The organism is Clostridium sp., assembly GCF_036569345.1.
Classification (GTDB): Bacteria; Bacillota; Clostridia; order Clostridiales; family Clostridiaceae; genus Clostridium_AD.
The window spans coordinates 95240-107466 of the sequence record NZ_DATCQT010000025.1; the positions used below are offsets into that span (position 1 = coordinate 95240).

The window sequence follows — 12227 nt, forward strand, 5'->3', positions numbered from 1 at the left end:
GAAATTATTATGGGTGAAAAAGTTTTAATGAAAGGTAATGAAGCAATTGGAGAAGCAGCCATTAGAGCAAATTGTATGGCCTTTTTCGGTTATCCAATTACACCACAGACTGAGGTTGCAGCATTTATGTCAAGGATGATGCCCAAAATAGATAGAGTTTTTTTGCAGGCTGAAAGTGAAGTAGCAGCAATAAATATGCTATATGGTGCAGCTGGGAGTGGCGTTCGATGTATGACCTCATCAAGTAGTCCTGGAATAAGTTTAATGTCTGAAGGCATTTCCTATATAGCAGCAGCAGAACTCCCTTGCGTTATAGTAAACATTGTTCGCGGAGGTCCCGGACTTGGAAGTATACAACCAGCTCAATCAGATTATTTCCAAGCAACAAGGGGTGGTGGTCATGGTGACTATAACTTGCCTGTTCTCGCACCAGCATCAATTCAGGAAATGGTAGATTTGGTTCAAGAAGCTTTCGATATAGCTGATATATATAGAAATCCTGTTATGGTTATGGGTGATGGAATGCTGGGTCAAATGATGGAACCAGTTGAATTTATAGATAGACCAGCAAAAAAACTTCCTGTAAAAGATTGGGCAGCAAATGGTCTTAATGGACGTAAAACTCATAATATAATAAATTCATTATTTTTAGACCCTGATACATTAGAACAACATAATATCCATTTGCAAGCAAAATATGCCGAAATAACAAAAAATGAAGTTAGATACGAAATGATTAATTGTGAAGAAAATTGTGATCTTATATTAGTTGCATATGGGACAACTTCAAGAATATGCAAAAATGTAGTTAACTGGGCAACAAAAGAATGCTTAAAAGTTGGACTTATAAGACCAATAACACTATGGCCCTTCCCAATTGAAGCATTTGAAAAAACAATAAATAAAACTAAATACGGTTATTTGTCAGTAGAAATGAGTTGTGGACAAATGGTTGAGGATATAAGACTTGCAGTAGAAGGTAGAAAACCGGTAGCCTTCTACGGAAGATCAGGCGGAGTAGTTCCGCATCCTACTGATATATTAGATAAAGTAAAAGAGATAACAGGAGGCGTAAAATAATGGCTATTGTATATGAAACTCCGAAAGCTCTATTAGATGTACCAACTCACTATTGCCCTGGATGCACACATGGAGTAATCCATAAATTAATAGCAGAAGTTATTGATGAATTAGAAATATTGGATAAAACAATAGCAGTTGCTCCTGTTGGATGTTCGGTTCTTATGTATAACTATTTTGCATGTGATGTATTTGAAGCTGCACATGGAAGAGCACCCGCAACAGCCACTGGCATTAAAAGAACAAATCCTGATAAAGTAGTTTTTACTTATCAAGGTGATGGGGATCTTGCGGCTATTGGTATGGCAGAGATAGTTCATGCAGCAACTAGAGGCGAGAACTTAACTTCCATATTCGTTAACAACTGCATATACGGAATGACTGGTGGTCAAATGGCTCCAACAACCCTTCCGGGTCAAGTAACTGAAACTACTCCATATGGACGAAATGTAAAATTAGAAGGTTACCCAATAAGAGTATCAGAGTTAATATCAACACTTACTGGAGCATGTTATGTTGAAAGAGTATCTGTTGATACAATTCCTAATTTATTAAAAGCTAAGAAAGCAATTAAAAAAGCATTTGAAAACCAAATAGCAGGTAAAGGCTTCTCAATGATTGAAGTATTATCAATTTGCCCAACAAATTGGGGATTGTCACCACAGGAATCTATGAAATGGTTGAGAGATAATATGATACCGTACTACCCTCTTGGCATTAAAAAGAATACAACTGAGGAGGTTAGATAAAATGAGATCACAAGAAATAATATTTGCTGGTTTTGGTGGACAGGGTATTCTCTCAATGGGCAAATTTCTTGCATACGCTGGTATGGATTCTAATTTAAACGTTTCATGGCTACCATCATACGGTCCTGAAATGAGAGGTGGCACTGCAAACTGCTCCGTCATACTTTCAGATGAAGAAATTGGCTCTCCAGTTTTAACAAGAGCAGATACCGTAGTTGCAATGAACAAGCCATCCCTGGATAAATTTATAGATTTTATTGAGCCTAATGGTCTTCTTATTATTGATTCAGACCATATAACTGATGCTCTGGATAGACGTGATATCACTATTTATAAAATACCAGCTAAAACTATAGCTGAAGAAATTGGAAGTGCGACTTTTGCCAACATGGTACTTTTAGGCGCTCTTGTTAAGAAAACAGGCATTGTTTCAATGGAGACTTTACTAACCTCACTCAAAGCTCATGGAAAAGAAAAATTCTATGAGTCCAATAAATTGGCTCTTGAAAGAGGCGCACAATATATTAAATAACAAAGTAATAGGAGTTAACTAAAAGCTAACTCCTATTTATAATTTCACCTATCAAAATCAATTATTTTCTTTAGGGTTTTCTATCATATTATATCTATTTATAATTAATTGCCATATAGTAAATATAGCAGTCTGCAATTTTATTAACGTATTTACAGGAAATTTATGTGGTCTCAAAAAAGATAAATACATATTCTTGAAAGCAGGTGAAAATGTATCCTCAAGTCTTCTAAACTCTTCATCATTAAAATTATACTTAAGATTATGGGAATAGGAATTTCTTATATGATTCACTTCCATAACCGTTTTAAATATATCAACAGGTAGTAACCCTAATGAAAATACTAATTTTGCTAACTGACTAAATGACAACTTATCACATTCTAAAATTTGGGGATTCTCAAGGTGTCCCTTTAGCCTTTCTCGCAATGCATATTCTATATAAAGATTCCCCTTTAATATAATTTGCATTGGATTCTCAGAATTTATATCCAAGTGAAACTTCTCTAATTTGTTTCTAAATTCCAACATGTTATCTTCCATTTTCTTAAGCTCTGTTTTATTCATTTCATTCATCAATATTTCCCCCTTATTAAATGCTAAATTATTAAATATAAATTTCATCTAAAAAATTATTTATCCTTTCCTTTACCCCAAGTTTTACTCACTGTCCATATTAATATAAATACACCTATAATGATAGCTACCACTGTTGTTTTATCCAAAAAAAACACCTCCTTATCCTAGATTTATGATTAACTTAATCCCTTAAATCTTTTTCAGTTTTAACTGTTTTTCACTTTCCAAAAACAGTTTTTATTCCGACTAGAATAATAAATACTCCGAATGACTTTTTCATTATATTTATTGGAAGCATATTTGCTAATTGAGCCCCAAATTTAGCACTAATTAACATAGCAATACAAATAATAATGCCGGCAACTATATTAGTATTTCCCTTTTTATTGTACTCCATAAATGCAAGTATACCGACTGGTGGAAGCATTGCAATTAGAGACGTTCCCTGAGCTTTTAATTGTGGAAACCCTTCTAAAAACATTAGTGCTGGAATTATAATTATCCCACCGCCAATACCGAAAAGTCCACTTAATGTACCTGCCGCAATCCCAATTATTATATACATTATCACATCCATAATATAATCACTCCTTAATTATTTTTATTATACTACAGTTTTTATTGTTTTATCTTTATTTTACCTATAATTGCAAACATAAGTTGTCCATTTCATTTCATTTTCAACTTATGTCAGCACCTAAAAAGTATTAATCTATGCTACAATAACATCAAGTTAATTTGGAATTATAGGATAATAATAGGAAAGTGCCTATCTTGATATAAAGAGAAAAAGCTTAAAAATTATTCTAGCTAATGAGGAGTGATATAGAGTGGAAAATCTAGTTGTTAGAGAATGTAGAAAAGAAGATGCACCTGCATTATTACAGATGAATATTGATAATAAGGAATATTTTAATAAATGGGCACCAATTAAACCTGATATTTCTTATTATTCTTTAGAAGGACAGTTAGAAAAAATAATGAAAGTTCAAAAGCAAATCAAAAATGATGAATATTATTTTTTCGGAATTTTTTTAGAAAGTAATAATACACCTATAGGTAATATAAATTTTGCTTTTGTAGAAAGAGGTCCCCACCAATCTGCTATGATAGGTTACGATCTATCAGAAAAATATACAGGCAAAGGTTATGCCACAAAAGCAGTTTTGCTTTCTTTAGAGATAGCATTTAAAACCCTTCATTTTCATAGAATTATAGCAGGCGTAGAACCAGAAAACATAGGTTCCATAAGAGTTCTAGAAAAAGCTGGCTTTACAAGGGAAGGATATTCCCGCAAGATTTTAAGAGTTGATGAGCAGTGGCGCGATAATATAAATATGGCTATTTTAGAGGAAGATATGTAAATTTTATAAACTCTAAAAAACAAACTAAGGAGATGTCCTATATTAAAAATAAAAACACCCAAAAATATGGGTGTTTTTATTTGTTATGTAAAATTGCCATCTTAATGAGTTTACACCAATTCCTTCATAATTTCATAAATCTTCTTTATATCCGCTACATTTGTTTTTCCAGTTACTTTATCTATAATTGAATTGTAAACATGAGGCATTACTTTATTAACTCCTGCATCTAAACAAACCTTTAATATCTCCTTAAAATTCTCTACGCTTATTCCGCCTGTTGGCTCAAGAAGTGGCAAATCATACTTTGCGCAAGCCAAAGCTACTGCCTTAAGTTCTTCTATAGTTTTTAATCCACCCATAGGGAAAAATTTAACTGAGTGAACTCCCATATCTTTAAGCATTAACACAGCTGTTTCTACATCAACTATAGCATCCTTACCATTTCGGCTTAAAGGACCAGTTGAAATCTTTACTTTCCCTACAATTCCTGTTGGACTCATTAATGAATTTATCATAGTATTTTTAGCGTTACTCGCCATTAACATTCCTGCTGCCACTGGTGCTCCTGTAAATACTTCATTAACGTGTCCTGGATCAGTAGCAGCAGCAATCCTTGCTGCCTTTTCCCACTGCAAAGGGTCTCCCGCGCCTAATCCAACTGAAACTGTTGGAATTTCTTTAAGCCACTTTTGAACCTCAACTATGCCTTCCTCAGCAGTACTAAATTGTTTTGATAAAACCCCTACTGCTACATGTCCATCTATAGCCTCAACTATCTCTTTTGCATTTTCTATATCTTTTGCTAAAACATTTACTGCTACCCTATTTTTGTAAAATTGAATTGCTTTTCCTGCCATGCTTATCTCTCCTTTATAATTTCTTTTAGTCTCTCTATAATAGCTTCTTTGTCCCCTTCAATTATTGGTCTAGGATCAAAAGTAATATAACCAAGATTAACCTTATGTTTTCTAATCTGTATTGATGGATTTCCGTCATTAAGTTTTTTTACAACTTCATATGCATCTATTCCTAAAAGTTCTTTATTCACCTTTACTTCGGCCCTATATATCTTTCTGCCTGCTTCATCTAATGTAATTTTAGCTTCAAGTCCTTCTATTTTATTTGCATTATCTACAATATAATCTACAGTTTCCTTTTGCTTTTTAAGTTCTTTTTCACTATCTTTATTTTCATAAAGATCTAATGCTTTAAGTAAACCCATTATACTTTCTTTTCCTACTTTCATAGCTCTTCCTATGCCTTTGTATTGCCTTTTTGCATAGGATATATACTCCTTCTTTCCAGTTACAAACCCAGAAGTTGTTGCTTCTAATGCCTTTGCGCCACTATAAGTTACAAGATCCGCACCCTTTTCAACATAGATAACTAAATCTTCTTCTGCTGCTGCATCAACAATAATAGGTAAATTATTTCTATGAGCAATTTCAATCATATCTTCTAAGGAAACCATACCCTTTTGAACACAATGATGTGATTTTATATACATTAGGGCTACAGTATTACTGTTTATCGCATTTTCAATGTGGTCCTTTTCTACAACATTTGAGTATCCAACTTCAACAGGCACTCCTCCTGCCAAACTTATCATAGTTGTAACTGGAGCACCATAATTTACGACATGTCCCTTTTGAATAATAACTTCATTTTTAAGTCCTTGAGTTATAGGTAACCTTTCTAGAAGTTCTAATTCTCCTTTTGTAATTAATCCAGCTATTGAAAGTACTATTCCAGCTGAAGCACAAGAGGTTACACATGAATCCTCAGCTCCTGTATACTTGGAAATAATCACACCTGCCATATCAATTAAATCATCAATTACTACGTAATTTTGACCACCTTGCTTTGCAGCTTCTACGACTTCATCACTAATAGTTGATACTCCGAGCGCTGTCATTCTACCAGATGCATTTATTACTCTTTTTAAACCTATTTTTTCATATATATTCATAATTTATCACTTCTCCTTTAATGTATAAACAATCCTCCAGCAATCATTGCCCCAAGTATTGCTCCACCAACTAATGGTCTATCGAATTTATAGAATATTGCTCCTCCTATAAATGCGCCTATTCCAGTAGGAATACCAAATTCAATAGCTGATAATATTATTAATGGCCCTAGGTATCTTCCTGTAGCGTTACCAGCACCCATCATTATTCCAGTTCCACCAGTTGCAATTCCATTAGGAACCAATTTTCTTATTATAATTATTAATCCTCCAATAGCTAATCCTATTACGAACCCGGTTAATAATGCTAATGGGAAACTCGTAATTGGTGCTGTAACCCCCGCTGCTAACATAATAGCAGGAATACCAATACCTACACCTGTTAATAGAGCGCCACCTATATCTAGAATTCCAACGAGTGGACCTTCCAATACTCTTGCAAGAAGAAAACTTAATGAGAAACCTGCTGCTGCTGTAAAGTCTCCTCCTTTAAGCCCTTTATCAAGCATTTGGATTACAAATATTTCATTAAATGCACCTGTATGGTACATAACATACATATGAGTTCCTGCAAATATAGCCGCGCAAGCTATCCCAACAATTAGTGGAAATATCCTCTCTGACATTAATAAGCTGTTAATACGCTTTGTACTTTCCATTATTTCATCCTCCTAATCAACTTATTATATATTTAATCCCAATTTCTTGAAAAATCCTCTAAAGTAGGCAATTGCTATAAACATTACAACTACTATTACAATTAATCCTATGGATGGCTTACTTTTATATCCATTTTCCTCAACCGTTTGCCCAACTAAAATACCAAGGACTACACCCGGAGTGGCATTACCAGATACCATATGAGAAATTCCACCTAACATCGTAGCCCATGTACCTGTAGTTTTACCTGCATCTAAAGCTGCAAGCCAGAATATAACAGGCATTACTGGGTTTATCATAAGATTAGAAGCTGGTGTTAAAATCTTAGCTGCAATATCTGCAAGATTATGAGGTACTATTGCTGATAGTGTATTTAAGAAGGTTACCACAACTGCTCCAACTCCTGCTCCTGCAAGTGCCATCTTGGCTGGATTGTGTAGAGTTTCTTCTAGCTTTTTATTTCTAAGAAGAAGTATAGCTGTTGCAAAATTTGGAATGACTCTATGAACTACGTCCTGAGTTAATGCACCAGCACCCACAGTTGAAGCTGCGGAATTTAATAAAAATCCAAATCCAAATGAAAAATGAGCTACTGGATCACCGTTACAAGCATTTAACTCTCCTAATGTTCTGAAAGCTCCGAGTCCCTGACTCTCAGGTGCATGAAACATTCTCGCTGCACCTGCAGCTACTGAACCTCCTAATAAAAAACCAATGATTACTGATTTAAAAACAATTATTAACACTCTCATCCCCCCATTTCTTAATATTTTATATACTTAACGTTTACAACGATAGTGGCTGTTAATTTAACTAATTTCTTTTCTCTTGGCATAAACAGAAATAAAAATTTTTCAGTATATTTCTGCTCATCAACTTTATCAATAAAAACATCTTTGGGTTCCATTTGAATAACAATTCCAGACACTTTCTTATAAATCTCTCTCTTTAAATCAGAAAATATCTTTCCAATAGCATCATCTTTACTTTTACCTGTTGCACTTAATGTAATTGTTACCTCAGTTTCTATTAGTGAGCTTCTTCTTTCCATACTATTCACACCCATTTAATTTTTTATACTCATTTACAATTCTCTCTCCTAATTCTTCAACATCTAAAAACCCAAAACCTAAGACTTTATTGCCTTCCTTTATAGCTGTCACACCCGCATCTACAGATCTTAATTCATACTTTACCTTATAACCATATTTATTTGCAGCAGTTAATGCACCTGCACCACCTGATCCACAAAAGCTTATTCCTATATCACCATTTTTCTCATGCATTACATCTCCAAGCTTCATATCAGCTGCCATACCTGGAATGACTATTGCAGTGCCACCTGCTTTTTCGACTCCCCTAGCAACATTCTGACCTTTACCAAGCCTATGCCCTATAACAACAACTATTTCCTTACTCATAATATTTATCCTCCCTATTATTTATTATTCATTGCTACTTGAATATGAATTGAAATAAGATAAATCTCCGACATGTTTATCTCACTTTTATATCTACTAAATATCTCACTAAACAATTCTTTTCCAATCTCTATTGAATTCTCTGTAAGCTCTGACACCATATCTTTTTCAATGGTATCTACGAATTCTCTTTTTTTAACTCTTTCAATAAATTTTATTATGTGATTATAAAAAGTAATAGCAAAAATGTCGTCAAAACTAATATCATATTTTTTCAAAACCTTATTAACATACTCTAAATCTTCTTTTACAGCGTCTAATTCCCCATCTTTTAAAGTTAAATTATTCTTTATTAAATCTAAATACTTCACTTTCTTCTCCTCCAGTTACAACCACAAATTTAAGCTCTAACTTTTTTTGAATATCCTGCTTGTTTCCATAAGAATCTTTCAGGCTTTCATTACAATCCTTAACATTAAATATTGTTAGATCACCTTGCGATCCATTTTTAAGTTGTCCAATATTATTAAGATTAAAGAACTTTGCTACATCATAAGTAACCTTATTTACACATTCCTCTAATGTCATGCCACAAGCTATTAACTTAGTTATAACGTTTAATAAACTTCCCACAGGTTCAATCATATTTTTATGGTAAAGGTCAGTACTTATAAAATCTGGTCTAAAGTTATTTTTTAAAGCTACCCTAAATGTATCAAAGCTGAAACTCGCACTTCCATGCCCTACATCAAACTTAACTCCTCTTTCTTTTGCAGCCAAAACTTCTTTTTTTAAAGTTCCATTTTCATTAAATAGGCCATTTTTCTTTCCATGATATGAATGAGTTACTATATCATCCTTTTCTAAAATATTAATAACATCCATAATATCAGGTGGGTAATTACCTATGTGAACCATTAAAGGGAGTTGTGCGTGTTTAGCTATTTTCTTCCCCATAATTATAGGAATAATTCCATTTTCACCTACAACTGAAGCACTGGCTCTAGCTTTAATTCCTAAAATATTATGTCTATTTTCTTCAACTTTTTTAATAATCCGTTCTTCATTAATTTCTTGTAAATCTCTTAATTCGGATAAGCTATTTAAGCCCCAGTCAGAAATATTTAAGAACGTATATATATGGGTTTTGGATTTATTAATGCTACTCACTTTAAAGTCATCATAATTTAACGCTCCTGATGTTCCTGCATCAAAAATTGTAGTCGTTCCTCGCTGAATTCCTATAACATCTGCCTTTGTTCCTATTAAAGACTTACCTTTATAACAATGAGTGTGAATATCAATAAACCCTGGAGCTACAATCTCTCCATCTAGTTCTAGTACCTCATTACCTTGTTTACTAAGATTTTCTCCAATTTCTTTTATCATCCCATCCTCTAGTAAAATATCCAATTCATTATAATAATATCCATTATGTGGAGCTAGAAGTTTTCCACCTTTAATTAAAAGATTACTCAAAATATCACTCCTCTCACCTATATTAAGTACCTCAGTATTGCTACGACTTCTGTTCTCTTTATTTGGATTTTATATTTTTCAGAAATTCTATTGAATGTCTCTTCAATAATTTTAAATTTATCTGGATAACTTTCTTCGTAAAACTTTGTATTTTTTTCTGAATTGTATTCTTTATTTTGCCAACGGGATATTGCCATTGTAATATGAATAATAATTCCACAAGCTGTTTTAAATTCTTGTTGATTCATGCCACGTGGATAAAGCTTTAAAATCATATCAGAAATTTCAACCAATATAAGCACAATAAATTCTGTCTGGTCAGAGAAATTTTCATTTTCTTTTCTGCCCTTAGGGCCACTTGAATAAGAACCCATCAGACTCATTATCTCTTTTTGGAGTTTGCCAACATTTTTCTTATCAGTGTATTTTCTGATTATAGTAGTAAGCGTATCTTCTATAAACTCAACTTCACTACTCTCTTCTTCAACATAATCATGCTCTAAATAAAGAAAATCTCTAATTTTTCCAAGTTCATATGTAGTAATAATTGGACTTACTATTAATGTATCCTTATTCATGTTATCAAGCTTAATCGTACTTATAATTAAATCTACATCCTCAAGTAGCTCCTTATCCTTTTCTATATCAATTATTGAAACTATATCTTTGATATTTACTTCCGGAATATTATTCTTAATTCTTGTTGCTAGAAGTTTTGAGGTTCCCCTGCTAGTATTGCATACGACTATAATGCTTTTCTTTACATAAATTTTACTTTTTTCTAAGGATTTAAGAAAATACATTGTTATAAAACCAATTTCATCTTCACTTAGCTCGAACCCATATTCAGTCTTGAAAATTTTACAAGCTTTCTTTACTACCTCAAATACATCTCCATACTTAGCTTTAATTTGTTCTAAAATTGGATTATCACTAATTACATTTAATTCATATCTTCCCAAAGTTAATTTTAAATGAGAATATAATTCTTTTAAAAGCGCCTCTACCTCTGATTCTTTAATGTTTAAGTGTTCAAACCCCATATTAACAATTTCGGCTACCACTTCTATTAGTTTTTTTTCATCAAAGTTTTTTTCTTCTATTAAATTCATTCCCAAATTTTCAATAAGCATTAAATGCAAAAGGTATGCAATCTCTCCATCCTCATAAGGTAATTCAAATTTTTCAATTAAAACATCATATATCTCTTTCGCTAAAGTGTAAACCTGAGTAGTTTTGTATTTTGATAACTCATCTTGCTGAATCTTTAGGATGTTTCCATTTTTAATTCTTCTTATTAGAACAATAAAAATAAGTCTTAATATTTGAATAGATACATCATCTAGTCTAATATTTAATTTCTCTTTGAAAAGCAGAATTACTTCTTTTACCATTTCTATTTCTTTAGGATCAAAATTTTTATCGTTTAATGTGTAAAAAGTTTCTTTGTAAGTATTAATAATTAGAGAAGCAAACACCTCTTTGATATAATACCTTATATTTTTTTCTTCTCCATTTAACATAAATCCATGATTGGTTTTTCCTTCTATGCTAATAAAGTATTCTTTTAATTCTTCATTAATTTCCTTTATTTCGCTTATTATTGTGCTTCTTGAAACATTTAATTCTTCAGCAAAGTACTCTGAGGTCAGCGGTTTACCTGAAAGTGCTAATCTAATAAGTATTATATTTGCTCTATCTTTTGAATAAAACAAGACTTCATTTGCATTAAAATTTATATTACTTATTGCTTTTAGCGCCTTGGTTTTATTTTCTACTCTCATTCCAACCCTAGGCGTTTTTACAAGAGTTGCACCCATTTCTTTTAGCCAGTACTCAATGTTATCTAAATCATACCTTACTGTTCTTAACGAAATACTGTACTTTTCAGCCAGTTTTCTTGCAATAATGCTTGTTTGTTCATTTAGTAAATCCCTCACCATTAATCTTTGTCTTTCTGTTAGAAGCATTTTAATCCCTTCCTTAACAACATATTATAATATTTTCAAAATTTTTAAAATATCAAATGCTTTCACTGTTATTGTTGCAATATTTGTCCAATAATAAAAATAATAATTCTAGAGGTTAGCGTACCTGTTCTATAAGTAGCCTCCCCGCTAATATTTTGCTAATCTTATATATAAAATATTCTAAAAACAGTTATATTCATATTTAATATGTTTTTAATTACTATTTATGTTTTATACTCTATAATACATTTTTGTATAAAGTGAAATCCCTTTTTAGATAAAATCGAGTAGGTAAAAGTCGGGAATAAATTTCCCGACTTCTTTCCTCTCACAGAACCGTACGTGAGTCTGTCTAACAATAACAAAAAACTATATAAAACAGTAGAATAATGGTATTTATTTTAAAAAATTATCCCCAATA

Annotated in this window: 15 protein-coding genes; 4 read left to right on the forward strand and 11 right to left on the reverse strand. The window is 32.3% G+C overall.

All coding sequences use genetic code 11. The features are described 5' to 3' along the window. Positions 1–9: 9 nt before the first annotated feature. Genes VIM70_RS02125 through VIM70_RS02135 form a run of 3 tightly spaced genes read left to right on the forward strand, consistent with a single transcriptional unit; the run spans position 10 to position 2361 of the window. Positions 10–1080 carry a 3-methyl-2-oxobutanoate dehydrogenase subunit VorB gene (locus VIM70_RS02125; RefSeq protein ID WP_331943652.1) on the forward strand — a complete coding sequence of 357 codons (1071 nt, stop codon included), beginning with the start codon at positions 10–12 and terminating at the stop codon, positions 1078–1080. After that, positions 1080–1829 (forward strand): thiamine pyrophosphate-dependent enzyme, encoded by a 750-nt coding sequence (locus tag VIM70_RS02130; protein ID WP_331943654.1) that lies wholly within the window; start codon positions 1080–1082, stop codon positions 1827–1829. The genes VIM70_RS02125 and VIM70_RS02130 overlap by 1 nt, the downstream gene beginning before the upstream one ends. Before the next feature lies 1 nt (position 1830). Continuing rightward, complete coding sequence (locus VIM70_RS02135; RefSeq protein WP_331943656.1) at positions 1831–2361, forward strand: 2-oxoacid:acceptor oxidoreductase family protein; 531 nt, start codon at positions 1831–1833, stop codon at positions 2359–2361. 57 nt (positions 2362–2418) lie between these two features. Here the strand turns inward: VIM70_RS02135 and VIM70_RS02140 are convergent, their stop codons facing one another. Both VIM70_RS02140 and VIM70_RS02145 read right to left on the reverse strand, forming a co-directional pair. Then, positions 2419–2937 carry a hypothetical protein gene (locus VIM70_RS02140; RefSeq protein ID WP_331943658.1) on the reverse strand — a complete coding sequence of 173 codons (519 nt, stop codon included), beginning with the start codon at positions 2935–2937 and terminating at the stop codon, positions 2419–2421. 220 nt (positions 2938–3157) lie between these two features. Then, positions 3158–3517, reverse strand: a complete 360-nt coding sequence (locus VIM70_RS02145) for a TSUP family transporter (RefSeq protein ID WP_414648645.1) — start codon at positions 3515–3517, stop codon at positions 3158–3160. A 253-nt stretch (positions 3518–3770) separates the two neighbouring features. Here VIM70_RS02145 and VIM70_RS02150 point away from each other — a divergent pair, with 253 nt between their 5' ends. After that, positions 3771–4304, forward strand: coding sequence for a GNAT family protein (locus tag VIM70_RS02150; protein ID WP_331943660.1), 534 nt, complete (start codon positions 3771–3773; stop codon positions 4302–4304). A gap of 110 nt (positions 4305–4414) precedes the next feature. On the opposite strand, the gene dagF is transcribed toward VIM70_RS02150, so the two are convergent. The 9 genes from dagF to VIM70_RS02195 are packed head-to-tail and all read right to left on the reverse strand — an operon-like array spanning position 4415 to position 11806. Further along, positions 4415–5164 (reverse strand): 2-dehydro-3-deoxy-phosphogluconate aldolase, encoded by a 750-nt coding sequence (gene dagF, locus VIM70_RS02155; protein WP_331943662.1) that lies wholly within the window; start codon positions 5162–5164, stop codon positions 4415–4417. Positions 5165–5166: 2 nt separating this feature from the next. Next, on the reverse strand, positions 5167–6276 hold the full coding sequence (locus tag VIM70_RS02160) for a DgaE family pyridoxal phosphate-dependent ammonia lyase (protein WP_331943664.1): 1110 nt from the start codon (positions 6274–6276) through the stop codon (positions 5167–5169). 17 nt (positions 6277–6293) lie between these two features. Beyond that, a complete protein-coding gene (locus tag VIM70_RS02165) occupies positions 6294–6935 on the reverse strand; it encodes a DUF4310 family protein (protein ID WP_331943666.1) in 642 nt (213 codons plus the stop codon). 24 nt (positions 6936–6959) lie between these two features. Further along, the gene (locus VIM70_RS02170) at positions 6960–7682 is read right to left on the reverse strand and encodes a DUF4311 domain-containing protein (RefSeq protein WP_331943668.1); all 723 of its coding nucleotides are present in this window, start codon (positions 7680–7682) and stop codon (positions 6960–6962) included. 17 nt (positions 7683–7699) lie between these two features. Beyond that, a complete protein-coding gene (locus VIM70_RS02175; RefSeq protein ID WP_331943670.1) occupies positions 7700–7987 on the reverse strand; it encodes a DUF4312 family protein in 288 nt (95 codons plus the stop codon). A 1-nt stretch (position 7988) separates the two neighbouring features. Further along, on the reverse strand, positions 7989–8357 hold the full coding sequence (locus tag VIM70_RS02180) for an SFCGS family glycine-rich protein (RefSeq protein WP_331943672.1): 369 nt from the start codon (positions 8355–8357) through the stop codon (positions 7989–7991). Between the two features lie 17 nt (positions 8358–8374). After that, positions 8375–8728, reverse strand: a complete 354-nt coding sequence (locus VIM70_RS02185; RefSeq protein ID WP_331943674.1) for a PRD domain-containing protein — start codon at positions 8726–8728, stop codon at positions 8375–8377. Continuing rightward, positions 8700–9836, reverse strand: coding sequence for an amidohydrolase/deacetylase family metallohydrolase (locus VIM70_RS02190; protein WP_331943676.1), 1137 nt, complete (start codon positions 9834–9836; stop codon positions 8700–8702). Before VIM70_RS02190 ends, VIM70_RS02185 begins: the two co-directional genes overlap by 29 nt. Before the next feature lie 17 nt (positions 9837–9853). Next, on the reverse strand, positions 9854–11806 hold the full coding sequence (locus tag VIM70_RS02195; protein WP_331943678.1) for a transcription antiterminator: 1953 nt from the start codon (positions 11804–11806) through the stop codon (positions 9854–9856). Positions 11807–12227 lie beyond the last annotated feature (421 nt).

Bases quoted from the DNA above. Each gene is read 5' to 3' on its own strand.
- VIM70_RS02145 (WP_414648645.1), bottom strand. From the start codon at position 3,517: ATGGATGTGATAATGTATATAATAATTGGGATTGCGGCAGGTACATTA.
- VIM70_RS02130 (WP_331943654.1), top strand. From the start codon at position 1,080: ATGGCTATTGTATATGAAACTCCGAAAGCTCTATTAGATGTACCAACT.
- VIM70_RS02175 (WP_331943670.1), bottom strand. From the start codon at position 7,987: ATGGAAAGAAGAAGCTCACTAATAGAAACTGAGGTAACAATTACATTA.
- VIM70_RS02125 (WP_331943652.1), top strand. From the start codon at position 10: ATGGGTGAAAAAGTTTTAATGAAAGGTAATGAAGCAATTGGAGAAGCA.
- VIM70_RS02140 (WP_331943658.1), bottom strand. From the start codon at position 2,937: ATGAATGAAATGAATAAAACAGAGCTTAAGAAAATGGAAGATAACATG.
- VIM70_RS02135 (WP_331943656.1), top strand. From the start codon at position 1,831: ATGAGATCACAAGAAATAATATTTGCTGGTTTTGGTGGACAGGGTATT.
- VIM70_RS02180 (WP_331943672.1), bottom strand. From the start codon at position 8,357: ATGAGTAAGGAAATAGTTGTTGTTATAGGGCATAGGCTTGGTAAAGGT.
- VIM70_RS02160 (WP_331943664.1), bottom strand. From the start codon at position 6,276: ATGAATATATATGAAAAAATAGGTTTAAAAAGAGTAATAAATGCATCT.
- VIM70_RS02165 (WP_331943666.1), bottom strand. From the start codon at position 6,935: ATGGAAAGTACAAAGCGTATTAACAGCTTATTAATGTCAGAGAGGATA.
- VIM70_RS02195 (WP_331943678.1), bottom strand. From the start codon at position 11,806: ATGCTTCTAACAGAAAGACAAAGATTAATGGTGAGGGATTTACTAAAT.
- dagF (WP_331943662.1), bottom strand. From the start codon at position 5,164: ATGGCAGGAAAAGCAATTCAATTTTACAAAAATAGGGTAGCAGTAAAT.